The following is a 23,087-nucleotide window of genomic DNA, read 5'->3' on the forward strand; positions in this document are numbered from 1 at the left end:
GAGAACGACACCGGTCGAACGCCTCAACGGACGGTGCGCAGGAACGCGGCCCAGGTGGTGGGGGTGACGCCGAGGGTGGGGGCGTTGTCCGGGTTCTTGGAGTCACGGATGTGGATGGTGGTGGGGGTCGTGGCTATTTCGAGGCAGGCCTCGCCTTCGGCGTTGCTGTAGCTCGACTTGAACCAGGCGAGTCCGGTCGTGTTCACAGTGCTCCCACCTTCTGCTCGATGAGCCCTGCGGACTCCCAGGGGTTGAGGGCCTGGGCCCGCAGGATGCCGAAGAGTTCGAAGAGGTCGATCGTCTCCTCCGGCTTGTGGATCAACCTACTGCCGCCGTACGCCTCTGCGTACACCAGATTTCGCCCCTCATCCGTGCTCATCAGCTGCATCGGCCCGTTCAGCCCGGAGTGGAAGTGCCGCTTGGTCGGCATCACCTGAACAGTGAGGTGCTGCTTCAGCCGTTGGCTGCACTCCAGGATGTGCAGCAACTGCTCCTTCAGCACCTCTTCACCGCCGAGAATCCGCTCCAGTACCGACTCTTCGATCACGTAACCGACGTACGGCGGCGGGGTGCGCGTCAACACCTCCTGCCGTTCCAGTCGAGCCGTGACATGCTGCTCGATCTCCTCCTCCGTGTACGCCGGTCGTCGTGCTTCGTGCTTCGTGCAGCGCCAGCGCGTACGCCGGCGTCTGCAACAACCCCGGGATCAGCATGTTCTCGTACGCGCTGATCACCCGCGCCTGCCGTTCGAGCCGCACCCAGTTGACGAACAGGGGCGCGTACTTCTCCTCCTCCATCATCTCGATGCACGCGACGAGCGCACCCCGCGCGTCGAGCCCGTTGTCCGCGTCCTTGAGGAACTGGATCGGCGGAATGCGTTCCGCCCTCTCGTACGACCCGAAGCAGGACTCCGAGACCAGCAACAATTCCCCGGCCTCTTTCTGTGTCAGCCCCAACCGCCCCCGCTGGATACGCAGCAGTTCCCCCACCAGGCGCCGCCCCATGTCGCCCCCACCACTCGCCCCCACAACGACCACCACCCTCCCTACAACCGGCAATGTGGACCGTGTTCATCTGGTCACGCTAAGCAATCGTCGTCACGCTCATAGCCATGACGAACGAACTCACCGCGAATTGGGTCCCGAAAGCCGGTCTCCAACTACGCCTCGCCGGGATCCACTTCGATGCCGTCCGCGTGTGCGGCGTACGCGGGGAAGCCGTGCTGCACCACCTCGCCGAACTGACCGATGGACGCCCCGGACCCGTCGTACGGGAGACGAGCGGCCGCCGGTGGACGTACTTCCTGCTGGCGCCCGGGGAGAGCGCGGAGCACGACTGGCCGCCGGGCGCCCGGCGCTTCGGACGCCCGGGGCGGGACGAGTACATCGGGGTCCCCGCGCCGGACGGCAACACGTACCCGCTCGGCTGGGGCCGCGGCGCCCCGGAGGCCGGCGAGTTCGTCGACGCGGAACTGCTGCACGGGGTGCTGATGGCCCAGCTCTGCCCAATCCCCGAGTAATACTCGGGGGCATGGGAACGGATCTTCACGAGGTGCTGAGGTCGCTGCGGGTGTGGGACGCCGAGCTGCCCTCCTTCGACCCGGCGGCCGCGCCCGCCGAACCAGTGGCGCTGTTCACGGAGTGGTTCAAGCAGGCCGTGGCGGCGGGGCAGACCGAGCCGCACACGATGTCGCTGGCGACGGCGGACGAGGACGGCCTGCCCGACGTCCGGATCGTGATGCTGCACGGTGCGGACGCGGACGGGTGGGCCTTCGCCAGCCATGCCACCAGCCGCAAGGGACGGCAGCTCGCCGCCCGTCCGTACGCGGCGCTCGACTTCTACTGGCCAGTCCAGGGCCGTCAGATCCGGGTGCGCGGCCCGGTCGCGGTCGCGCCGCCCGAGGAGAGCCAGGCGGACCTGCACGCCCGGTCCACGGGGGCACTGGCCGCCGCGCTGGTCGGCCACCAGAGCGAAGTCCTGCCCTCCCTGGCGGAGCTGGACCGGGCGTCGGACGCGGCCTGGGAGCGGGCCGAAAGCGTCCCGGACTCCCCCGCCCCCACCTGGACCCTCTACCGCCTTCGCCCGGACGAGGTGGAGTTCTTCCAGGGCGACGCCCGCCGACGCCACGCACGGCTCGTCTACCGCCGCACGGAGACCGGCTGGTCCACCGAGCTGCTGTGGCCGTGACGCCGGTGGGGAAACCCAGAAGCACAGGAACCCAGGACGAGGCGTGCACGCGCGCACTCGGCGCGCCGGCGCAAGGCCCCCGGCCTCACCGGGCCGGGGCGGGTTCCGGATCCGTCGACAGCCGGCCGTGCAGGTGGATGTCGCGGAACGCGTCATGGCGGCCCGCCTCGAACATCGCGCCGCGCAGAGTCCCCTCGTACCGGAATCCACAGCGCTCGGCGACGCGGCAGGACGCCTCGTGGCCCACGGCGTGGCCGAGCTCGAGGCGGTGCAGGGCGAGGTCGACGAAGGCGTAGCGGGCCGCGAGGGTGAGGGCGCGGGTGGCGACCTGGCGGCCGCGGGCCTCCGAGTGGACCCAGTAGCCGACACGGGCGCAGCCCATGACGTGGTCGATATCGTTGACGCCGATGTGGCCGAGCGTCTCACCGCTCTCGGCGTCGGTGACGCAGAAGGAGACCCCGGTGCCGCTCGTCGCGGCGGCGACGCGCCTCCCGAGCGCCTCACGGGCGGAGTCGATGTCCCGGACGAACCTGAGCGGGGTGTTCCAGCGCTGGAACTCGGGATCGGCCAGCCCGCGCAGATAGGCCGAGACATCGGCGTCGGACTCCGGGTCCCAGGGACGCAGCCGCAGGCCGAGGCCCGCCAGCTCGGGGAAGGGATGGACGGCGAACTGTTCATGGACGTCGGACATCCAGCCATTCAAACCCGTTCAGGCTCACGGGTCACTCCATGAACGGGCATGGCTCCCGTAAGAATCCCGCGGCGACCCGGCCTCCGCACCGGACAGAGTCGGCCTCCGCGTCGAACAGAGTGAGTTTCCGCGCCGGACGGAGTCGGCTTCCGCACGGGAGGCCGTCAGCCACCGCACCGGACCGAACTGGTCCGGACCTGATCGAACTGGACTGGACCGGACCGCCCCGGACAGAGTCGGACAGAGTCGGCCGCCACACGGGACGGCGTCACTCTCCGGAGCGTGACGCGGGGCGGAACACGGGGACGCCCGCCCGGAACGCCACCTCCAGGTTCATCCCGATCCGCAGCGCCGCCTCCTCGCACTCGACCACCTCGGTCATCATCCGGGGCCCCTCCGCCAGGTCGACGACAGCGGCGACGTACGGCACGCGCTCGCCGAACGGCGGCAGGTCGTTGCGGTGGACGACGGACCAGGTGTAGAGCGCGGCACGTCCGCTCGCGGGGCGCCAGCTCACGTCCTCGCTCCAGCAGTGCGGACAGAACTCCCGGGGGTAGTGGTGAACGCGGTCGCAGGCCGCACAGCGCCGGATCAACAGCCGCCCCTCGGCCGCCGCGTCCCAGTACGGCCGGGTGAAGGCATCCGCCTCGGGCGCATCGAACCCGCCCCCCGAGCCCACCGCTCCCGCGGAAGCCGTATCCCTCACGGAACGCGTATCACTCACGGAATCCGTCGCTCCCGCGGAATCCGCCGCACTCACGGAACGCGTCGGGCCCGCCGCTCCAACGCCCCGCACGGCCCCGCTCACCGGAAGAGGCCCAGGGCGTTGTCCAGGGACCATGCCTGCCAGGACATCGCGAACAGGCCGACGGCCGAGACCAGCGCCATCATCGCGTTCTGCCCCTGTTCCGCCCAGTCGTGGATCATGAGCGTGAAGTAGAGGACGTTGAGGAGCAGGCCCGCGACCAGGGCGACGGGTGTCAGCAGCCCCGCCACCAGCCCGAGGCCGAGGGCCAACTCCGCGTACACGACGACGTACGCCATCGTCCGCGGGCGCGGTGCGACGACCGCGTCGAAACCGGACCGCACGGCGCTCCACCGGTGCTTGGACGCGATGTCCGCCGCCCACGCGATCCCGGTCCCTCGCTCGAACCAGCCCTTCTTGTCCTTGTGCCGCCAGCTCTCCAGCCACCACAGCCCGAGCCCGATACGGAGCACGGCCAGCCATTCCGCCCCGCCGAGCCAGATCGTGTCCATGGCCGAACCTCCCGCAGAGCCGCCGAATCTGACGGAACGTCAGTTTCGACTCCCCGGGACATCCGCGCAAGAGGCCGGTGCCCGCCGGCAAGAAGTACGCCACCGACGCTCCGCCGGCCCACTCCCGCTTCAGCTCTTCCAGGGGGCGCTCGGAGCCGATCCCACGCTCCCGCAAAAGGCGTACGCCCCGGCGCCCACCTGCGGCAACAGTGCACTTTTCGCACACCTCCACCACGTCGAAGTGATCTACGCCACCAGTCGCACGCACACCTCCCACAGTCGTGACCAGTTCGCAACCGATTCCGGTCTTGACCGAGACCTATCAAGCAAAGCCGTGATTACGCTCGCGCTATGGCCGACTCGACTGCTTCCACGACCCCCCGCACGGTGCCGTCCCACGAGGACCGCCCCGTGTATGTGATCGGGGGCGGCCCCGGGGGGCTCGCGGCGGCGTACGCACTGCGCGCCCGGGGCGTACGAGCTGTCGTGCTGGAGAAGTCGGACCAGGTCGGCGCGTCCTGGCGGCGCCACTACGACCGGCTGCACCTGCACACCACCCGGCGGCTGTCCGCGCTGCCGGGGCTGTCGATGCCGCGCTCGTTCGGGCGGTGGGTGTCGCGCGACAACGTGGTGCGCTATCTGGAGAAGTACGCCGAGCACCACAAGCTGGAGATCGTCACGGGCGTCGAGGTCTCGCGCATCGAGCCCGCCCCGGGCGGTGACGGCTGGCTCCTGCACGCCACCGGCGGCCGTGAACTGACCGGCAGCGCGGTGGTCGTCGCGACCGGCTACAACCACACCCCGCGCATCCCGGACTGGCACGGCCGTGACACCTACACGGGCAAGCTGCTGCACGCCGGCGAGTACCGCAACCCCGCCCCCTACGCGGGCCGCGACGTCCTCGTCGTCGGCGTCGGCAACACCGGCGCCGAGATCGCCGTGGACCTGGTCGAGGGCGGCGCCTCGCGCGTACGGCTGTCCGTGCGCACCGCGCCGCACATCGTGCGCCGCTCGACGGCCGGCTGGGCCGCGCAGTTCACGGGCATTCTCGTACGACGGCTGCCGGTGCGGCTCGTGGACAGGCTGGCCGGGCCGATGGCGAAGCTGAGCGTGCCCGACCTGGCTGCGCAGGGTCTGCCCCGCCCCGGCACCGGGCTCTACTCCCGCGTCAACGAAGGCTCCATCCCCGTCCAGGACGTCGGCCTCATCGCCGCCGTCCGCAAGGGGAAGGTCGAGGTCGTGGCCGCGGTGGAGGGGTTCGAGGACGACAAGGCCGTCCTCGCCGACGGGAGCCGGATCGACCCGGACGTGGTGATCGCCGCGACGGGATACCTGCGAGCCCTGGAAGACATGGTCGGGCACCTCGACGTGCTCGACGGTCGCGGGCACCCGGTCGTGCACGGCGGACACACACCGAAGAACGCGCCCGGCCTGTACTTCACCGGCTTCACCAACCCCATCAGCGGTATGTTCCGCGAACTCGCCCTCGACGCCGAGAAGATCGCGAAGGCGGTCGCCCGGCACACCTCCAAGGCCGAGGCCACGCCGGCCCCCACCCGCTGACACACCCACCACCTGACACGCCAACCACCCTCTGGCGCACCCACCACCCTCCTGACGCGCCGACCACCCGGCTGACACAGCGGCCCAGCCGACGCACCCACCGACAACGCCCAGGCGTGCCCTTCCGGCACGTCCTTCCCCGCACATCGTTCCCCGCATGCCCGCATACCCGCATGCCCGCATGCCCGCATGCCCGCATGCCCGCATGCCCGCAGCCCGCAGCCCGCAGCCGCCGGTCACATCGACCGCGCGGTGTCGGGTTCCGGCTTCGGGTTCCCCGGCGGCGCGTGGCGGGTACGTAGCAGGAACCCGCCGCGCGTCCTCGCGCGCCCGCGCCGCGGCGCTCTCCCGTTCCACCTCCACAGCCTTTGCCTGCACAACGGTTCCTGACACGGCGTCAGTTAAGTAATCTGACACTGCGTCAGTTAAAAGTTGACTGCCACACAGGAGCGGGCGGACCGATGCTTGGATCAACCCACGGCACCCTCACCACCGACTCCCGCCGGGCCCGGGTCATCGCCTGCGGCGAGCAGCCCTCACCGGTCGTGCACGGACGGCCGGCCGAGGTCGACGACCTGGACGTCAGCGGTCGCCCGCTGTACGCCGTCGTGCCCGATCTGGACCGCTTCTTCCGTCCCGAGTCCGTGGCCGTGATCGGCGCCTCGGACACCGAGGGGCGGCCGAACACCGGGATCACCCGGCAGCTGATCGGCTGGGCCGAGCGGGTCGGCGCCCGCCTGCACCCGGTACACCCCACCCGTCGGTCCGTCTTCGGCCTGCCGTGCCTCCCTTCCGTCGCGGACCTGCCGGAGCAGGTGGATCTGGCCGTGCTCCTCGTCGGTGACCCCCTTCCGGTGATCGAGGAACTGGCCGAGGCCAAGGTGAGGTTCGCGGTCGCCTTCGCGTCCGGATTCGCCGAGACCGGGGCCGAGGGCGCCGCCGCGCAGACCCGGCTCGCCGCCGCCGTACGCGGTTCCGGTCTGCGGCTGCTCGGGCCCAACACCAACCTCAACGCCTTCGAGAACTTCCGCGACGACCTCGACGGCCCTGCGGTCGCTCTCATCACCCAGTCCGGTCACCAGGGACGGCCGGTGTTCGCGATGCAGCAGCTGGGCGTCCGCCTCTCCCACTGGGCGCCCACCGGCAACGAGGCCGACCTGGAGACCGCGGACTTCATCTCCTACTTCTCGGAACGGCCCGAGGTCGGCGCCATCGCCTGCTACGTCGAAGGGCTCAAGGACGGCCGCTCCTTCCTGCTCGCCGCCGACCGCGCCGCCCGGCGCGGAGTGCCCGTCGTCGCGGTCAAGGTCGGCCGCACCGAGACCGGCGCCCGCACCGCCGCGTCGCACACCGGCAAACTGACCGGCGCCGACACCGTGGTGGACGCGGCGATGCGGCAGTTCGGCGTGATCCGCGTCGACGGACTCGACGAACTCCAGGACACCGCGGCCCTGTTGGCGCGAGCCCGGGCACCGCAGGCCGACGGCGTCGCCGTCTATTCGATCTCGGGCGGCACGGGCGCGCACTTCGCGGACCTGGCGAGCGAGGCGGGTCTTGACCTGCCGGTCCTCTCGGACGCCAAACAGACCGAGCTGCACACCTGGATACCCGACTACCTGAACGTCGCCAATCCGATCGACAACGGTGGTCACCCGGTCGGCGACTGGCGCGGCCGGAAGATCATCGACGCGATCCTCGCCGACCCCGCCGTCGGCGTACTCATCTGCCCGATCACTGGGCCCTTCCCGCCCATGAGCGACAAACTGGCGCAGGACCTGGTGGACGCGGCGGAACAGACGGACAAGCTGGTGTGCGTGGTGTGGGGATCGCCGGTCGGCACGGAGGCGGCCTACCGCGAGACGCTGCTCGGGTCGTCCCGGGTCGCCACCTTCCGTACGTTCGCCAACTGCATCACCGCCGTCCGCGCCCACCTCGAGCACGCGCAGTTCACCGCCGCCTACCGCTCGCCCTTCGACGAGGCCCCGCGCACCCCGTCGCCCTCCTTCCGCAAGGCACAGGCCCTGATGCGCCCGGGTCAGCAGCTGAGCGAGCACGCGGCCAAGCAGTTGCTGCGCGCGTACGGGATCCGCGTACCGCGCGAGCAGTTGGTGACCAGCGCGGCGGCGGCCGTGCGGGCGGCGAGCCAGGTCGGCTACCCGGTGGTCATGAAGGCCTCCGGCGCCCAGATCGCCCACAAGACCGAACTCGGCCTGGTAAAGATCGGGTTGACCTCCGCCAGTCAGGTCCGCGACGCCTATCGCGAGCTGACGGACATCGCCCGCTACGAGGGCATCTCCCTCGACGGCGTCCTCGTGTGCCAGATGGTCGAGCGGGGCGTCGAGATGGTCGTCGGCGTCACGCACGACCAGCTCTTCGGGCCGACCGTGACCGTCGGGCTCGGCGGGGTCCTCGTCGAGGTGCTGCGGGACACCGCCGTACGCGTGCCGCCGTTCGGTGACGACCAGGCGCGGGCCATGCTGTCCGAGCTGCGGGGGCGGGCGCTCCTCGACGGGGTGCGCGGGGCTCCGCCGGTGGACGTGGACGCGCTGGTCGAGGTCGTGATCCGGGTCCAGCGCATGGCGCTCGAACTCGGGGACGAGATCTCGGAGCTGGACATCAATCCGCTGATGGTGCTGCCTCGCGGGCAGGGAGCCGTGGCCCTGGACGCACTGGTGATGTGCCGCTGAGCCGGAGCGAACGCCAACGCCCACACCGGCTCCTGCTCCGGCTCCCACACCGGCTCCCGCTCCCGCTCCCACACCGGCACCGGCACCGGCACCGGCACCGGGACGGTCGCGCGCACCGGCCCGCCGCCACGCACCCGCCCGCCGACGCGTTCTCGAGCGCAGACACGCGCCGCCCAGGCCATGCGCACGGCTTGGCAGACCCGCCCGCAACCCCCGTACGAAACGGAGCACCTTCATGACCGACTCCCCCCACGTATCCCGCAAAGCTCCTGAATCTCATAAATCTGATGAATCTCATGAATCTCATGAATCAGCCGAAAAGTCCCTCGACTCATTGATACGTCACGCCACTGACAACGCCGTCTCGTGGATCACCCTCGACCGGCCCGAGGCGATGAACGCGCTCACCTGGGACCAGCGGGAGCGCGTGATCGAGCTGCTGGCGACTGCCTCCGCCGACCCCGGGGTGCGGGCCGTGGTCATCACGGCGACCGGCCGCGGGTTCTGCGCGGGAGCGGACCTGCGGGGCGGTCCGCCCACCGGGGAGCGGGTGCCCGGTGATGTCGCCCGCACCATCCGGCTGGGCGCGCAGCGCCTGATCGCCGCCGTTCTCGACTGCGAGAAACCGGTGATCGCGGCGGTCAACGGCACGGCGGCCGGCATCGGCGCGCACCTCGCCTTCGCCTGCGACCTCGTCCTGGCGGCCGAACCGGCCCGGTTCATCGAGGTGTTCGTGCGCCGCGGTCTCGTTCCGGACGGCGGCGGGGCCTATCTGCTGACCCGGCTCGTCGGTCCGCAGCGGGCCAAGGAGCTGATGTTCTTCGGTGACGCGCTGAGCGCCGCGGACGCGGAGCGGATCGGGCTCGTCAACAGGGTCGTACCGCCGCAGGAGTTGGAGAAGACGGCGCGTGAATGGTCCGAGCGGCTCGCCGCCGGGCCGACCCGCGCCCTCGCCCTCACCAAGCAGCTGGTCAACGCCTCCCTCGACACCGACCGGGGCAGCGCCTTCGCGGCGGAGGCGGCGGCGCAGGAGATCAACATGACGACGGTGGACGCCAACGAGGGCGTGGCGAGCTTCGTGGAACGGCGGAGCCCCCGCTACGAGGGCCGCTGAGCGGATTCGGCCGGACAGCGCCGAACCGGCCCGCGCGGAGAGCGAACCGACCCGCGTGAAGAGCGAACCGGCCCGCGCGAAGAACGGGCCCTCCCGACCGAAGGGACCGCCCGACGCCACGAGGGCAGGCCCGACCCGCGCGGAAGCAGGGTCGGCGCACATGGAAGCCGGTCGGCGCGCACGAGAGCAGAGCCTGCCCGTTCAGCCCTGCTTCAGTATGCGCAGGTGGCCAGGCAGTCCCACCGTGCCCGCCCGGCGAGGGCGGGCCTCGTCGGGCGCCTCGCCCGACCTGTTGTACCGCCGTGCTCCCGGCCTCGCGAACCCCTTCCTATCTGACGTGTCGTCAGCTTCAATGGGAGGCGTGATGGGACACGCAGGGATGGCCGCCGCCGCCGTCCGCTACCTCAGGTCGGCCGGGGCCCCCACCGTCGCGGGGCCTGTCGAGGCGTTGCCGCGTCCGGATCTGCGCGCGGTCGGCGAGGACGAGCGGGCGCCCGTCGATCCGGCCGAATTCCGTCATGTTCTGGGGCACTTCGCGACGGGCGTGACCGTGGTGACTGCACCGGCCACCGGCGCCGAGGCCCCGGCGGGCCCGGCCGGCTTCGCCTGCCAGTCGTTCGCCTCGCTCTCCCTGGACCCTCCGCTGATCTGCTTCATGGTCGGCCGTACGTCGACGACCTGGCCGCGTATCGCCCGCGCAGGCGTCTTCTGCGTCAACGTCCTCGGCGCGCACCAGGGCGACCTGTGCCGTGGCTTCGCGGTGAGCGGCGCGGACAAGTTCGCCGGGGTGGTCTACGACACCGCTCCGGTCTCCGGCTCCCCCCGCCTCGCGGGCACCGCGGCCTGGATCGACTGCACGATCCACGCGGTACACACGGGCGGGGACCACCTGATCGTGGTGGGCCGGGTGGACGCGCTCGGCACGAGCGGCGACGGCGACGAGGACGTGCCGCCGCTGCTCTTCCACAAGGGCCGGTTCCTCACCTGACGTTACTCACGGCCAGTTCCCGACCTGACGTTACTCCCGGCCTGTTCCCGGGCTGACTAGAGTCACGGCCAGTTGCTCACCCGACGCGACACACGGCCGGCCGCTCACCCGACGTGAGACGTCGGGCAGAGGGCGGACCGACCCCGTCACGCGGCAGCGGGCGAAACCGCCGCGGTCAGCGGGAGCGTCGGCCGTCGGCGCCGGATCACCAGCACCATCAGCGTGGCCGCCGCGCACAGGGCGCCCGAGGCGTACCAGACCACGTCGTACGAGCCGAGGTGGTCGCGGGCGACGCCGCCGAGGAAGGCGACGAGGGCGGCGCCGACCTGGTGGGAGGCGAGGACCCAGCCGAAGACGATGGCGCTGTCCTCGCCGTACTGCTCACGGCACAGGGCCAGGGTGGGCGGGACGGTGGCGACCCAGTCGAGGCCGTAGAAGACGATGAAGAGGACCATCGGCGGGTGCACGGTCGCGTGGAGCAGCATCGGGAGGAACAGCAGCGAGATGCCGCGCAGGGCGTAGTACACCGCCAGCAGGCGACGCGGCTCGAAGCGGTCGGTGAACCAGCCCGAGGCGACCGTGCCGACCACGTCGAAGACGCCGATCACCGCGAGGAGCGACGCGGCCGCCGTGATGGGCATGCCGTGGTCGTGGGCCGCGGGCACGAAGTGCGTCTGGACCAGGCCGTTCGTCGAGGCGCCGCAGATCGCGAACGACCCGGCCAGCAGCCAGAAGGGGCCCGTGCGGACCGCGGAGAGCAGCACGGTCACCGCACGCCGGGCGGCACCCCGCACGGGCTCGGGCTTCGGCACGAATTCCTTCGCCCCGTACGGCATCTGGCCCACGTCGGCCGGGTGGTCGCGCAGCAGCAGCCAGACGAAGGGGACGACAGCGAGGGCGGCGAGGGACACGGTCACCGCGGCCGGACGCCAGCTGTGCTCCGTGACGATCCAGGACAGCAGCGGCAGGAAGATCAGCTGACCCGAGGCCGAGGCGGCCGTCAGGATGCCCGTCACCAGGCCCTTGCGCTCGGTGAACCAGCGGTTGGTGACCGTCGCGGCGAAGGCGAGCGCCATCGAACCGGAGCCCAGGCCCACCAGCAGACCCCAGCAGAGCAGCAGTTGCCAGGCCGCCGTCATCCACACGGTCAGCCCGGACCCGACCGCGATCACGGTCAGGGCGACCGCCACCACGCGCCGGATGCCGAAGCGGTCCATGAGCGCCGCGGCGAACGGCGCCGTGAGTCCGTACAGCGCGAGGTTGAGCGAGACCGCCGCGCTGATCGTGCCGCGCGACCAGTGGAACTCCTGGTGCAGCGGGTCGATCAGCAGTCCGGGCAGCGACCGGAAGGCGGCCGCGCCGATGATCGTCACGAAGGTGACGGCGGCGACGAACCAGGCGCGGTGGATGCGGTGACGGGCCGCGGGTCGGATGGGCCGGGAGTCCTCGGGGGCCGGGGCGGCTTCGCTTGTCTGGGTCACGCCATAGATCTTCGAGGAACGGCCCACACCGAACCACTGGCCCGAAGGACAGCATTCGCTAGGATCGGGCCATGGCCTCTTCGGGTTCGTTCCGTCCGCACCGCGTCGTCGTCCTCGCCCTCGACGGTCTGCTCCCCTTCGAGCTGGGTATTCCGCAGCGCATCTTCGGCAAGGCAAGGGACACCGACGGGCGGTCGCTGTACGAGGTCGTCACCTGCTCGGTCCGGCCGCCCGGCCCGGTCGAGACGGACGCCGACTTCGCCGTCCTCGTCGCCAACGGGCCCGAGGCGCTGGCCACCGCCGACACCGTCGTCGTCCCCGCCTCGTACGAACTCGGACCCGTCCAGCAGGAAGGCATCCTGACCCCCGAGCTGACCGCCGCCCTCGCGCACATCCGCCCCGGCACCCGCCTCGTCTCCATCTGCACCGGCAGCTACGTCCTCGCCGCCGCCGGATATCTCGACGGCCGCCCGGCCACCACGCACTGGATGCACGCCGAGCACTTCCAGCAGCTCTTCCCACAGATCCAGGTCGACGCGGACGTGCTCTTCATCGACGACGGCGACGTCCTCACCTCCGCCGGCGTCGCGGCCGGGATCGACCTGTGCCTGCATCTCGTACGCCGCGACCACGGCGCCGCCGTCGCCAACGAGGTGGCCCGCCGCACCGTCGTACCGCCGCACCGCGACGGCGGGCAGGCGCAGTACATCCAGCGCCCGGTGCCGGAGGCGCAGTCGGCGACCACGACCGCCGCCCGCGCCTGGGCGCTCGGCCGCCTCCACGAGCCGATCCAGCTGCGCGACATGGCCGAGCAGGAGTCCATGTCGGTCCGCACCTTCACCCGGCGCTTCCGCGAGGAGGTCGGTGTCAGCCCGGGCCAGTGGCTCACCCGGCAGCGCGTCGAACACGCCCGCCATCTCCTGGAGTCCAGCGACCTGTCCATCGACCATGTGGCCCGCGACGCCGGCTTCGGCACCGCCCAGTCGATGCGCCAGCACCTCCAGACGACCCTCGGCGTCACCCCGACCACCTACCGGCGCACCTTCAGGTCGGGCGCCGGGATCGACGTGGCCGACAGGACTGGCGGGACCGGAGGAACCGATGGACCGAATGGGTCCGATGGGGCCGATGGAGTCGGTGGGTGCGAAGGAGTCGGCGGGTGCGAAGGAGCTGACGGAATCGGCGGAGCCGGGAGCGGGAACTCCTTCGCCGTCTCGCGGACATGACGCCTCCGCCACCGCCCTAGAACGTCAGCACCGCCCTCGCCACCTTCCCCGCGTGCGCGTCCTCGGCCGCCCGCTCGAAGTCCTCGACCGGGTACGTCGCCGTCACCAACTCGTCCAGGAGCAACCGGCCTTCGCGGTACAGCTCGGCGTACAGGGCGATGTCCCGCTGGGGGCGGGACGAGCCGTAGCGGCAGCCGAGGATGGACTTGTCGAGGTACATCGAGGAGACGAGGAAGGAGGCCTCGGCCGTCGCCGGGGGCACGCCGAGAAGGACCGCCTGACCGTGCCGGTCGAGCAAGTCGATCGCCTGACGGATGAGTTCGACTCGTCCGACGCATTCGAAGGCGTGCCGGGCGCCGGTGGGGAGGATGCCCTTCACCCCGTCCGTCGAGGTCAGGAAGTGCGTCGCGCCGAACTGGCGGGCCACGGCCTCCTTGGCCGGATTGGAGTCGACGGCGACGATCCGCAGGGCGCCCGCGAGCCGCGCGCCCTGGATGACGTTGAGACCGATGCCGCCGGTGCCGATGACGAGGACGGTGTCGCCCCGGTCGACCCGGGCCCGGTTCAGGACCGCTCCGACGCCCGTGAGGACCCCGCAGCCGATCAGCGCGGCGGACGTCAGTGGGATGTCCTTCGGGATCCGGACCGCCTGCACCGCCTTCACCACCGTGTGTTCCGCGAAGGCCGAGTTGGAGGCGAACTGGTAGAGCGGCTCCCCGGACCGCGTGAACGGCCGCTGCGGCATGCCGATCGCCTTGCGGCACATCGTGGGCCGCCCCCGGTCGCACTCGGCGCAGGTCCCGCAGTTGGCGAGTGTGGACAGGGCCACATGGTCGCCGGGCTCGACATGGATGACGCCCGCACCCACGGCCTCCACCACGCCCGCACCCTCATGGCCGAGCACCACAGGAACGGGGAAGGGTATGGTCCCGTCCACCACGGAGAGATCACTGTGGCAGAGCCCCGCCGCGGAGATCGCCACCCGGACCTCTCCGGGTCCTGGGTCCCGTATCTCCAGATCGTCCACGACCTGGGTCCGCTTCCCGTCGAAGATCACGCCTCGCATCGCGCCAGCTCCCCTCTTCCCGGGCCACCCCGGGCTGTTCCTGGGCCGTACCGGGCAGTTGCTGAGCCGACCGGGCCGTACCGGTCCCTTCCGGACCTTTCTTGGGCTGTACCGAACTGTCCTGCACCCTGTCGGACCGTTCCTGGGCCCTACCGGGGCCATAGCGGGGTCGTGCCGGACCGTACCCGGGCGGGTCGCGGCTAGCCCCGGGGTTCCTTCGGCAGGCCGAGCGTTCGCTCGGCGATGATCGTGCGCTGGATCTCGTCCGAGCCGCCGTAGATCGTGTCGGCCCGGCTGAAGAGGAACAGATGCTGGGCGGCGTCCAGTTCGTACGGCAGCGCAGCCGACCAGTCCGCCGGGCCCACCGCCGCGCCCGCCCCCCGCACCTGCATCGCCAGCTCACCGAGCCGCCGATGCCAGCCGCCCCACAGCAACTTCGCCACGCTCGGCGCGCCCGCATCCGCCAGGCTCTCCGAACTGCCCAGTGTGCGCAGGGCGTTCCACCGCATCGTGCGCAACTCGGCCCACAACCGCACAAGTCGGTCGCGTACCACGGGATCCATGGCCGCTCCCGTCGCGACGGCAGTCCGCAGCACGCGCCCCAACTCCTCGGCGAATCCGATCTGCTGGGCGAGCGTGGAGACCCCGCGCTCGAATCCGAGCAGGCTCATGGCGACCCGCCAGCCGTTCCCCTCGCCGCCGACCACGTGCTCGGCCCGCGCCACCGCCCCGTCGAAGAACACCTCGTTGAACTCGCTCGTGCCGGTCAGCTGGCGGATCGGACGGACCTCTACGCGGCCCGGCTGGTCCATGGGGACGAGAAGAAACGACAGGCCGTGGTGGCGGGTGGACCCCGGCTCGGTACGGGCCAGTACGAAGCACCAATCCGCCTCGTGGGCGAGCGAGGTCCAGATCTTCTGCCCCGTGACCCGGAACACCCCTGCCGGAGCAGCCTCCGTGTCCCGTACGGCAGTTGCCCCTACGGCAGACGCCCCTGCATCAACCGCCGGTACGGCAGTTGTCCCAAGCGCAGACGCCCCTGCATCAACCGCCGGTACGGCAGTTGTCCCAAGCGCAGACGCCCCCGCATCAACCGCCGGTACGGCAGTTGTCCCAAGCGCAGACGCCCCCGCATCAACCGCCGGTACGGCACTCGCCCCCACGGGAGTCCCCTCTCCGAGAGGCGTCCGTAAGGCAGTCGTCCGGATACCCGCCAGGTCCGAGCCCGCGCCGGGTTCGCTGTACCCCTGGCACCACAGCTCCCGGCCCTGGGCGATCGGCGGCAGGAAGCGGCGCTTCTGTTCCGGCGTCCCGTGCGCGACGAGCGTCGGAGCCAGCAGGTTCTCGCCGATGTGCCCGGACCGGGCGGGCGCCTTCGAGCGCGCGTACTCCTCGGCCCACACGACCTGTCGGGTCAGGTCCGCACGCCGGTTCCCGTACCCTCCCTCGTCCCAGCCGAGTCCGATCCAGCCGCCCCGCCCGAGTTCCCGCTCCCAGTCACGGCGCGCGGGCGCGCCGACCAGGTGCTCCCGCAGCCAGGCCCGCGCCTCGCGCCGGAAGACCTCGTCCTGCGGACCGAATGCGAAATCCACGCGCTCTCCTCCCACCGGAACCGACGACGGACTCACGAGACGGACTCATGAGACGAAGTCACGAGACGGACCGCACGACACGGACCTCACGACACGGACCTCACGAGACGAAGTCGGACGGACTCACGACACGGACCATGCGACAAACTCATGCCCCGGCCTCACGCGTTGGGGCGCGTCTTCTCCGCCGCCGCCCGCGCCATCGCCTCCAGTTGCTCCAGCAGCGGCATCGGATCGACGCCGACGGTCCCGGGCAGGAAGTCGGCGATCTTCTCCGGGGTCCAGGCACCCTCGGCGTATCCGGCGCGCAGTTCGCGGGGCTGGGCCCATACGGCGATCTTGGGGCCGGCGATCGTGTAGACCTGCCCGGTGATGCGTTCCTCGCGGGCCCGGTCCGACAGCAGGTAGACCACGAGGGCGGCCACGTCCTCCGGTTCGCCGATCTCCTTCAGCTCCATGGGTACGTTCGCCGACATGCGGGTACGGGCGACGGGCGCGACCGCGTTCGCGGTGACTCCGTACTTGTGCAGTCCGAGGGCCGCGCTGCGCACCAGCGAGATGATTCCGCCCTTCGCCGCGCTGTAGTTGGCCTGCGCGACCGATCCCTGGTGATTGCCGCTGGTGAAGCCGATCAGCGTGCCCGAGCCCTGTCTGCGCATCACCGCCGAGGCGGCCCGGAAGAGCGTGAACGTGCCCTTGAGGTGGGTGGCGACCACCGGGTCCCACTCCTGCTCGGACATGTTGAAGAGCATCCGCTCGCGCAGGATCCCGGCCACGCACACCACTCCGTCGATCCGCCCGTACGACGCGAGCGCGGTGTCGACGACGTGCTGCCCGCCCGCCATCGTCGAGATGTCGTCGGCCACCGCGACCGCTTCCCCGCCGGCCGCCTCGATCTCCTTGACGACCGTGTCGGCGACCGAACTCGTGGGCTCGGCGCCCTCGACGGACACGCCGTAGTCGTTGACGACGACGCGCGCGCCCTCGGCCGCCGCGGCGAGGGCGACCGCCCGGCCTATCCCCCGCCCCGCGCCCGTGACGGCGATGACCTTGCCCGCCAAGAAGTTCCCCACTCCCGGCCCCTTCCCGCAGTTTCTGACGGTCCGTTAGATTCAACTCGGATTCTACGACCCGTCAGATACCTGGAGACAAGCCCCGGGGAGGACTCATGTCGCCGACGACGCTCCATCCGGAGTTCCACGAGATCGCCAAGCGGGTGAACAACTGGGGGCGCTGGGGGGCCGACGACGAGATCGGAACGCTGAACCTCGTCACCGACGAGGTGGTGCGGGAGGCCGCCGCGACCGTACGGACCGGGCGCCGCGTGCCGCTCGCCCTCCCTCTCCAACAGGACGGCGTGCAGACCGGAATGATCCCGGGGCGAGTCAATCCGCTGCACGCCATGGTGCAGATCAACCAGGAGATCTTCGGCCCCGGGACGGTGGCGTGCAGCGACGACGCCGTGACCATGGGCCTCCAGGCGGGCACCCACTGGGACGCGCTGACCCATGTCTCCCACTCCGGCAAGCTCTACAACGGCCGTCCCGCCTCCACCGTCACCCCGCACGGCGGCGCCGAGTTCAGCGGGATCGACAAACCGCGGCACATCGTCTCCCGCGGTGTCCTGCTCGACGTGGCGCGGGCCCGCGGCGAACACCGACTCGCGGGCGGGCACGCGGTCACCCCCGAAGACCTTGAGGCGGCCGAGGAGTTGGCGGGCACGCGGGTGCGGGCGGGCGACATCGTGCTCGTACGGACAGGGCAGATCCAGGTGTACCTGGCGGGCGACAAGCACGGGTACGGGTATCCGTCGCCGGGCCTGTCGGTGCGCACCCCGGAGTGGTTCCACGCGCGCGATGTCGCGGCGGTCGCCAACGACACCCTGACCTTCGAGATCTTCCCGCCCGAGATCGAGGACCTGTGGCTGCCCGTGCACGCACTCGATCTGGTCGAAATGGGGATGATGCAGGGCCAGAACTGGAATCTCGAAGAGTTGTCCACAGCCTGTGGACAAGAAGGCCGCTACGCCTTCCTGCTGTCGGCCATGCCGGAACCCTTCGTCGGCGGCACCGGCACACCGGTGGCACCCGTGGCACTTCTCTGAGGGCCGGCTGGCGGCGCGCCTCCCCCACTCTCGACTGCGCCCGGCCGGGAGGTCCCCCACCTCACCCCGGGCACGGCACCGCGCGCCGCCATCCGCCTCCGGCGCACCCGCCCTGCCCCCCTGGCCGCAAGGGAGCCGACGCCGAATCACGACCCGCACTCGCCGAGGGCCCCCGTCACCGGAACCCTCGTCGTCCCCTCGCGGCGAATCGCTGAACACAAGCGTGATCAAACGGACACGCCACGTCAACACCCGATCGGGGATTTACGGCGTTACACCCTATTTGAGACAGCGCGTACGGAAGCACGGCCCGGCGCATTCGGCCACTACCGCGGCCATGTACAGAGGTTTCGTGCATACATGCACAAAACCGAACGCCCGTCGCCCGCGACCTGCCGGACAGAAACGAGGGGGAGGCTCGGCGAACCGCACGGCCGGGAACTCGAACCGTCGGCCCGCGGAGGGTGGCAGGCGTCGGTGCGTCACACGCACGGGAAGCGCTGGACCGCCTCACGCGGCACGCGCGGGGGAAGCGACCCGAGCCGCCCGGCAGTGGCCGCCGGACCCGCCGCTAGGGGCTGTCGTTCGGATCAGGCTGCGGGGTGCCGACGGTGCCTTGTCGGCTGGGGTGAGCGGGGTGTGGTGCGTGCGGCTGCAAGGCGGAGGAGGGAGTCGACGCGATGGGGGTCCCCCCGTTCGAGCGAAGCCGGGAGTGGGGAGTCGGCGAGTGACGACAACGCCGCTGGGGGTCCCCCCTGCTCGAAGAGCTCGGGGGAGTGCGTGCCGGACCCCGCGTCTGCGGCATGATCCAAACGACAGCCCTTAGACCGCCTCGTACGCGAAACCGTCGGCCGAGTACGGGGCATCCGGCGAGACACCCGAGGCGCAGCGGTCCACCTCGCACCAGATGCGCTTGCCGGCACCCTCCGGATTCCAGCCCCAGCGGTCCGCGAGGCCGTCGACGAGTTCCAGGCCGCGGCCGTTGGTCTCGTCACCGTCGGCGTGCCGCGGCATCGGTGGCCGGGTGCTGGAGTCGGCCACTTCGAGGCGCACGGTGGCGGCGCCGGCACCGCCCGGCAGACAGAGGCGCAGCACGGCCGGACACCCGGTGTGCACCACGGCGTTCGTGACAAGCTCGGAGACGAGCAGGATCAGCGTCTCGGCGAGTGGTTCATCGGCTTCTATCCCGGACCCCGCGAGCCTCGAACGGGCCCACTGCCGGGCTCGCCCCACCTCTGCGGGGTCGGGCCGGATCTCCAGCTGCACTTGAAGCACCTGCACCGCTCACACCATCCGAACCGGCGGACACATCGCCTCGCGCCTCACAAGGGCCACGATCGTAGCCATTTTCTGCATGGCCAGAACAAGGATCACGGAACGTGATTCCCTTGCGAGACAGCATGGTTGACGTACAGTCACCCCAACAAGCGCTTCGGGCATATTCCAGCGCGAAGGAGTACGCGTGCGGCATACTGTGCGACGCTCGCCACGGGGAGTCGAACAGGCAGGTACGGGGGCCCGCCCTGCCGTACGAGCGGCACGCATCGCCGGGTTCGGCGCGGCCTCGGGGGCAACACCGGGATGGCTCAGCCTCAGAACCACTCGCATCCCACACAAGGTACCGGAGCCCGGCGCCGACTCCAGGCCGTGACAAGTCACGCCTAGGACACAACCCGGTCTCAACGCTCCGCGATTCCGGTCTGCCACGATCCGTGACATCCGCCCGCGTTCCTCCCGCGGCACCACGGGGCAGCGGCCCGTTACACCGTCCCGGCCACCAAGTCGTCCGCCAACTCCTCCTCGCCCTGTGTAGCTTCACCCGCACGGTGCGTCCGGATCCATGCCCTCTTCAGGTGCAGATGGACGTCGGACTCCCAGGTGAAGCCCATGCCGCCATGCACCTGGAGACAGTCGCGGGCGCCGCGCACTGCGGCCTCGTCCGCGAGCAGGCGGGCCGCCGCGATGTCCACCGGGTCGGCGGTGACCGAGGCGGCGTAGACGGCCGCGCGGGCCACCTCGACCCGCACGAGCATGCCCGCACACAGATGCTGCACCGCCTGGAAGGCCCCGATCGGCTGCCCGAACTGCTCGCGCGTCCGGGCGTGTTGCACGGCCGTCTCGCAGGTCCGGGCCGCGCTGCCGAGCTGCTCGGCGGCGGTGAGGAGCGACGCGAGAAGCGTGTCCGGCGGCCAGGGCGCCCGGAGTTCGCCGCCCCCGGGCCGCCGGTCGGTGGAGGCGGGCAGCCGGTGCAGGGGGGTCAGCGGGTCCACCGAGGCCAGCGGCTCGGCTCCGGCGGCGTTCCCGCGGACGACGTCGGCCTCGTCCAGCCATTCCACGAGCCCTGCGCCGACGGACGTGACGACCACCTCTCCGGTGGCCGCACCGGCCACGGCGCCCGCGGCGAGATGCGTGGCGATCAGCGGGCCCGGCAGCAGCACCCGTCCCGCCTCCTCGAAGGCGAGCACGGCCTCCGGGAGTCCCTGGCCGACACCGCCCTCGGCCTCGGCCAGGCGCAGCGCGAAGAACCCCGCCGCACCGAGCTCGCGCCACAGCCTCCGGTCGAGGACCTGCCCGCCCTCCGGGTGCTTCCCGTCCGTCGCCCCGCCCCGCCGCTCCGCCCGGCCGAGGGCCGCGCGCAGCTCCTCCCGTCCGAACCGGCCCTCCAGCAGCTCCCTGATCCCCTGCCGCAAAGCCCTTTGATCATCCGTGAGCCGGAAGTCCACTTTTCGAACTCACCTCCCCTTGGGAAGGCCGAGGATCCGCTCGGCCACGATGTTCCGCTGGATCTGCGAGGTGCCGGCCGCGATGGTGTACGACAGTGACGACAGCCGGTCCAGGGTCCACTGCCGCCCCTGGTCCAGGGCCTCGGGACCGAGCACCTCGGCGGCGGCGTCGAACAGTTCCTGACGGGCGTGCGAGTAGCTCAGTTTGAAGACCGAACCGCCGACGCCGGGCACTCCACCGGTTCCCTGTGCCTCGCTGACGTTCCACTGGGTGAGCCGCCACAGGGCGCGGAACTCGGCGTTCAGCCGGCCGAGGCGGCGGCGCAGTGCGGCGTCGTCCCAGCGGCCGTTCTTCCGGGCCTCGCGCGCGACCTCGGCCAAGACGCGTCGGCAGGCGACCACTTCGCCCACGAAGGCGGTGCCGCGCTCGTAGGACAGCGTCACCATGGTCACGCGCCAGCCGTCGTTCTCGGCGCCGACCCGGTTGGCGACCGGGACGCGCACCTCGTCGAGGAAGACCTCCGCGAACTCGGTGGAGCCCGCGAGCGTGCGCAGCGGCCGGACGGTGATCCCGGGCGCGTCCATGGGCATCGCGAGCCAGGTGATGCCCCGGTGCTTGCGGGCGCCGGGGTCCGTCCGCACCAGCAGTTCGCACCAGTCGGCGACCTCGGCGTGGGAGGTCCAGATCTTGGACCCGCTCACCACGTAGTCGTCGCCGTCCCGCCACGCGCGCGTGCGCAGCGCCGCGAGGTCCGAGCCGGCGCCCGGCTCGCTGAAGCCCTGGCACCAGACCTCCTCGCCGCGCAGCACGGGCGGCAGCCAGCGCGCCCGCTGTCCGGCGCTTCCTTCGGAGGCGATGGTCGGCCCGGCGTGCAGCAGCCCGACGAAGTTGGCCCCTACATAGGGGGCGCCCGCCTTCTCCGTCTCCTCCAGGTAGATGAGGTGCTGCGTCGGGGTGGCGCCCCGGCCGCCGGCGTCGACGGGCCAGTGCAGGCCCGCGTACCCGGCGTCGTACAGCATCCGCTGCCAGCCGAGGTCGTACGCCCGTCGCGCGGGCCAGTCGTCCGGGGACGGTTTCGGCGGCAGCGCCGGAAGAACCCCGGCGAGCCACGTTCGCAGACGCGCGCGGAAGTCCTCCTCCTCGGGCGTGTACGCGAGATCCACTACAGGTCCAGTTCCAGCATGCGGATGGCGTTGCCGCGCATCAGCTTGTGGATCGTCTCGTCGTCCAGGCCCTTCACATGGTCGAGGGCGACCTCCTTGGTGTGCGGGAAGGTCGAGTCGACGTGCGGGTAGTCGGTCTCGAAGGTGGCGTTGTCGCGGCCCACGACGTCGAGGGACGCCACGCCGTGCTTGTCGCGGAAGAAGCAGCAGAAGATCTGCCGGTAGTAGTACGTCGACGGGGGCTCCGGGATCAGGTCCCTGACCCCGCCCCAGGCGCGGTGCTCCGACCAGACGTCGTCGGCGCGCTCCAGGGCGTACGGGATCCAGCCCATCTGGCCCTCGGAGTAGGCGAGTTTGAGACGCGGGAACTTCACCAGGACGCCGCTGAACAAGAAGTCCATCATGGAGGCCATCGCGTTGTTGAAGGACAGCGAGGCCTGGACGGCGGGGGGCGCGTCGGGGGACGCGGCGGGCATCTGGGACGACGAGCCGATGTGCATGTTCACGACCGTGCCGGTCTCCTGGCAGACGGCGAAGAACGGGTCCCAGTGGCCCGAGTGGATGGAGGGCAGCCCCAGATAGGTGGGGATCTCGGAGAAGGTGACGGCCTTCACGCCCCGGGCGGCGTTGCGGCGGATCTCGGCGACCGCGAGGTCGATGTCCCACAGGGGGATCAGGCACAGCGGGATCAGCCGGCCGCCGCTGTCGCCGCACCACTCCTCGACCATCCAGTCGTTGTACGCCCGGACACAGGCCAGGGCGACTTCCTTGTCGTGCGCCTCGGCGAAGGTCTGTCCGCAGAAGCGCGGGAAGGTGGGGAAGCAGAGGCTGGCCTCGACATGGTTGAGGTCCATGTCCTTGAGGCGCTCGACCGGGTCCCAGCAGCCGCGCCGCATCTCCGCGCGGGTGATGCCCTCCAGCGTCATCTCGTCACGGTCGAAGCCGACGGCCGCGATGTTGCGCTTGTACGGGAACTTGAGGTCCTCGTAGATCCACCAGTCGGTCGGCGGACCGTCCGGGTCCATGGTGATCTGATACTTGCCCGCGACGTAGGCGAGTTCACCGATCCCGGCGGTGAGCGGCCGCGGACCGCGCTCCCGGTACTTTCGCGGCAGCCAGGTCTCGAAGAGGTGCGCGGGCTCGATCACATGGTCGTCGACGCTGATGATGCGGGGCAGTTCGGTCATGGTCCCCTCCGCCTGCGTACGGGTCCGTCCGCGGGTGTCCCCCACGATGTATCTGAT

Annotated in this window: 22 protein-coding genes; 8 read left to right on the forward strand and 14 right to left on the reverse strand. The window is 71.0% G+C overall.

Going from position 1 to position 23,087, the window contains the following annotated elements:
* Positions 1-23 precede the first annotated feature (23 nt).
* Genes N4G66_RS00145 through N4G66_RS00155 form a run of 3 tightly spaced genes read right to left on the reverse strand, consistent with a single transcriptional unit; the run spans position 24 to position 1,004 of the window.
* The gene (locus tag N4G66_RS00145; protein ID WP_261701783.1) at positions 24-206 is read right to left on the reverse strand and encodes a DUF397 domain-containing protein; all 183 of its coding nucleotides are present in this window, start codon (positions 204-206) and stop codon (positions 24-26) included.
* Positions 203-622 (reverse strand): DUF5753 domain-containing protein, encoded by a 420-nt coding sequence (locus N4G66_RS00150; protein ID WP_315903598.1) that lies wholly within the window; start codon positions 620-622, stop codon positions 203-205. Before N4G66_RS00150 ends, N4G66_RS00145 begins: the two co-directional genes overlap by 4 nt.
* On the reverse strand, positions 507-1,004 hold the full coding sequence (locus tag N4G66_RS00155; RefSeq protein WP_261701784.1) for a helix-turn-helix transcriptional regulator: 498 nt from the start codon (positions 1,002-1,004) through the stop codon (positions 507-509). The genes N4G66_RS00150 and N4G66_RS00155 overlap by 116 nt, the downstream gene beginning before the upstream one ends.
* A gap of 107 nt (positions 1,005-1,111) precedes the next feature.
* On the opposite strand from N4G66_RS00155, the gene N4G66_RS00160 reads away from it, so the two are divergent.
* Together N4G66_RS00160 and N4G66_RS00165 are read left to right on the forward strand one after the other, a co-directional pair.
* Positions 1,112-1,519, forward strand: coding sequence for a hypothetical protein (locus tag N4G66_RS00160; protein WP_261701785.1), 408 nt, complete (start codon positions 1,112-1,114; stop codon positions 1,517-1,519).
* 11 nt (positions 1,520-1,530) lie between these two features.
* The gene (locus N4G66_RS00165; RefSeq protein WP_261701786.1) at positions 1,531-2,187 is read left to right on the forward strand and encodes a pyridoxine/pyridoxamine 5'-phosphate oxidase; all 657 of its coding nucleotides are present in this window, start codon (positions 1,531-1,533) and stop codon (positions 2,185-2,187) included.
* A gap of 85 nt (positions 2,188-2,272) precedes the next feature.
* Here the strand turns inward: N4G66_RS00165 and N4G66_RS00170 are convergent, their stop codons facing one another.
* From N4G66_RS00170 to N4G66_RS00180, 3 genes are all read right to left on the reverse strand, one after another.
* Positions 2,273-2,878: a GNAT family N-acetyltransferase gene (locus N4G66_RS00170; protein WP_261701787.1), complete on the reverse strand. Its 606-nt coding sequence runs from the start codon at positions 2,876-2,878 to the stop codon at positions 2,273-2,275.
* A 268-nt stretch (positions 2,879-3,146) separates the two neighbouring features.
* A complete protein-coding gene (locus N4G66_RS00175; RefSeq protein WP_261701788.1) occupies positions 3,147-3,584 on the reverse strand; it encodes a Zn-ribbon domain-containing OB-fold protein in 438 nt (145 codons plus the stop codon).
* A gap of 98 nt (positions 3,585-3,682) precedes the next feature.
* Positions 3,683-4,135: a DoxX family protein gene (locus N4G66_RS00180; RefSeq protein WP_261701789.1), complete on the reverse strand. Its 453-nt coding sequence runs from the start codon at positions 4,133-4,135 to the stop codon at positions 3,683-3,685.
* Positions 4,136-4,486: 351 nt separating this feature from the next.
* Between N4G66_RS00180 and N4G66_RS00185 the strand changes: the two genes are divergently transcribed.
* From N4G66_RS00185 to N4G66_RS00200, 4 genes are all read left to right on the forward strand, one after another.
* Positions 4,487-5,698, forward strand: coding sequence for a flavin-containing monooxygenase (locus N4G66_RS00185; RefSeq protein ID WP_261701790.1), 1,212 nt, complete (start codon positions 4,487-4,489; stop codon positions 5,696-5,698).
* 461 nt (positions 5,699-6,159) lie between these two features.
* On the forward strand, positions 6,160-8,385 hold the full coding sequence (locus N4G66_RS00190; RefSeq protein ID WP_261701791.1) for an acetate--CoA ligase family protein: 2,226 nt from the start codon (positions 6,160-6,162) through the stop codon (positions 8,383-8,385).
* Positions 8,386-8,620: 235 nt separating this feature from the next.
* The gene (locus tag N4G66_RS00195) at positions 8,621-9,499 is read left to right on the forward strand and encodes an enoyl-CoA hydratase/isomerase family protein (protein ID WP_391858726.1); all 879 of its coding nucleotides are present in this window, start codon (positions 8,621-8,623) and stop codon (positions 9,497-9,499) included.
* A gap of 364 nt (positions 9,500-9,863) precedes the next feature.
* Positions 9,864-10,487 carry a flavin reductase family protein gene (locus tag N4G66_RS00200; RefSeq protein WP_261701793.1) on the forward strand — a complete coding sequence of 208 codons (624 nt, stop codon included), beginning with the start codon at positions 9,864-9,866 and terminating at the stop codon, positions 10,485-10,487.
* 146 nt (positions 10,488-10,633) lie between these two features.
* On the opposite strand, the gene N4G66_RS00205 is transcribed toward N4G66_RS00200, so the two are convergent.
* The gene (locus tag N4G66_RS00205) at positions 10,634-11,968 is read right to left on the reverse strand and encodes an MFS transporter (RefSeq protein WP_261701794.1); all 1,335 of its coding nucleotides are present in this window, start codon (positions 11,966-11,968) and stop codon (positions 10,634-10,636) included.
* A 71-nt stretch (positions 11,969-12,039) separates the two neighbouring features.
* Between N4G66_RS00205 and N4G66_RS00210 the strand changes: the two genes are divergently transcribed.
* Complete coding sequence (locus N4G66_RS00210) at positions 12,040-13,194, forward strand: GlxA family transcriptional regulator (protein ID WP_261701795.1); 1,155 nt, start codon at positions 12,040-12,042, stop codon at positions 13,192-13,194.
* A 16-nt stretch (positions 13,195-13,210) separates the two neighbouring features.
* Here the strand turns inward: N4G66_RS00210 and N4G66_RS00215 are convergent, their stop codons facing one another.
* The 3 genes from N4G66_RS00215 to N4G66_RS00225 all read right to left on the reverse strand — a co-directional run bounded on the left by N4G66_RS00215 (position 13,211) and on the right by N4G66_RS00225 (position 16,925).
* Positions 13,211-14,260, reverse strand: coding sequence for a Zn-dependent alcohol dehydrogenase (locus N4G66_RS00215; protein WP_261701796.1), 1,050 nt, complete (start codon positions 14,258-14,260; stop codon positions 13,211-13,213).
* Between the two features lie 200 nt (positions 14,261-14,460).
* Positions 14,461-15,852 (reverse strand): acyl-CoA dehydrogenase family protein, encoded by a 1,392-nt coding sequence (locus tag N4G66_RS00220; protein ID WP_261701797.1) that lies wholly within the window; start codon positions 15,850-15,852, stop codon positions 14,461-14,463.
* A 161-nt stretch (positions 15,853-16,013) separates the two neighbouring features.
* Entirely contained in the window at positions 16,014-16,925 is a 912-nt protein-coding gene (locus tag N4G66_RS00225; protein ID WP_261701798.1) for an SDR family oxidoreductase, read from the reverse strand.
* Between the two features lie 95 nt (positions 16,926-17,020).
* On the opposite strand from N4G66_RS00225, the gene N4G66_RS00230 reads away from it, so the two are divergent.
* Positions 17,021-17,956 carry a cyclase family protein gene (locus tag N4G66_RS00230; protein WP_261701799.1) on the forward strand — a complete coding sequence of 312 codons (936 nt, stop codon included), beginning with the start codon at positions 17,021-17,023 and terminating at the stop codon, positions 17,954-17,956.
* 822 nt (positions 17,957-18,778) lie between these two features.
* Here N4G66_RS00230 and N4G66_RS00235 read toward each other — a convergent pair.
* From N4G66_RS00235 to N4G66_RS00250, 4 genes are all read right to left on the reverse strand, one after another.
* A complete protein-coding gene (locus N4G66_RS00235; RefSeq protein ID WP_261701800.1) occupies positions 18,779-19,237 on the reverse strand; it encodes an ATP-binding protein in 459 nt (152 codons plus the stop codon).
* Between the two features lie 479 nt (positions 19,238-19,716).
* Positions 19,717-20,679 (reverse strand): acyl-CoA dehydrogenase family protein, encoded by a 963-nt coding sequence (locus N4G66_RS00240; RefSeq protein WP_261701801.1) that lies wholly within the window; start codon positions 20,677-20,679, stop codon positions 19,717-19,719.
* 9 nt (positions 20,680-20,688) lie between these two features.
* A complete protein-coding gene (locus tag N4G66_RS00245; RefSeq protein ID WP_261701802.1) occupies positions 20,689-21,843 on the reverse strand; it encodes an acyl-CoA dehydrogenase family protein in 1,155 nt (384 codons plus the stop codon).
* The gene (locus N4G66_RS00250) at positions 21,843-23,030 is read right to left on the reverse strand and encodes an amidohydrolase family protein (RefSeq protein ID WP_261701803.1); all 1,188 of its coding nucleotides are present in this window, start codon (positions 23,028-23,030) and stop codon (positions 21,843-21,845) included. The genes N4G66_RS00245 and N4G66_RS00250 overlap by 1 nt, the downstream gene beginning before the upstream one ends.
* Positions 23,031-23,087 lie beyond the last annotated feature (57 nt).

Origin of the sequence: Streptomyces rhizosphaerihabitans (assembly GCF_025399795.1) — a bacterium.
In the GTDB taxonomy this organism is placed as follows: Bacteria; Actinomycetota; Actinomycetes; order Streptomycetales; family Streptomycetaceae; genus Streptomyces; species Streptomyces rhizosphaerihabitans.

What these genes read in the sequence shown, in the direction of transcription:
- N4G66_RS00230 (WP_261701799.1), top strand. Translation starts at nt 17,021, where the DNA reads ATGTCGCCGACGACGCTCCATCCGGAGTTCCACGAGATCGCCAAGCGG.
- N4G66_RS00160 (WP_261701785.1), top strand. Translation starts at nt 1,112, where the DNA reads ATGACGAACGAACTCACCGCGAATTGGGTCCCGAAAGCCGGTCTCCAA.
- N4G66_RS00210 (WP_261701795.1), top strand. Translation starts at nt 12,040, where the DNA reads ATGGCCTCTTCGGGTTCGTTCCGTCCGCACCGCGTCGTCGTCCTCGCC.
- N4G66_RS00170 (WP_261701787.1), bottom strand. Translation starts at nt 2,878, where the DNA reads ATGTCCGACGTCCATGAACAGTTCGCCGTCCATCCCTTCCCCGAGCTG.
- N4G66_RS00195 (WP_391858726.1), top strand. Translation starts at nt 8,621, where the DNA reads ATGACCGACTCCCCCCACGTATCCCGCAAAGCTCCTGAATCTCATAAA.
- N4G66_RS00190 (WP_261701791.1), top strand. Translation starts at nt 6,160, where the DNA reads ATGCTTGGATCAACCCACGGCACCCTCACCACCGACTCCCGCCGGGCC.
- N4G66_RS00155 (WP_261701784.1), bottom strand. Translation starts at nt 1,004, where the DNA reads ATGGGGCGGCGCCTGGTGGGGGAACTGCTGCGTATCCAGCGGGGGCGG.
- N4G66_RS00165 (WP_261701786.1), top strand. Translation starts at nt 1,531, where the DNA reads ATGGGAACGGATCTTCACGAGGTGCTGAGGTCGCTGCGGGTGTGGGAC.
- N4G66_RS00215 (WP_261701796.1), bottom strand. Translation starts at nt 14,260, where the DNA reads ATGCGAGGCGTGATCTTCGACGGGAAGCGGACCCAGGTCGTGGACGAT.
- N4G66_RS00250 (WP_261701803.1), bottom strand. Translation starts at nt 23,030, where the DNA reads ATGACCGAACTGCCCCGCATCATCAGCGTCGACGACCATGTGATCGAG.
- N4G66_RS00200 (WP_261701793.1), top strand. Translation starts at nt 9,864, where the DNA reads ATGGGACACGCAGGGATGGCCGCCGCCGCCGTCCGCTACCTCAGGTCG.
- N4G66_RS00180 (WP_261701789.1), bottom strand. Translation starts at nt 4,135, where the DNA reads ATGGACACGATCTGGCTCGGCGGGGCGGAATGGCTGGCCGTGCTCCGT.
- N4G66_RS00185 (WP_261701790.1), top strand. Translation starts at nt 4,487, where the DNA reads ATGGCCGACTCGACTGCTTCCACGACCCCCCGCACGGTGCCGTCCCAC.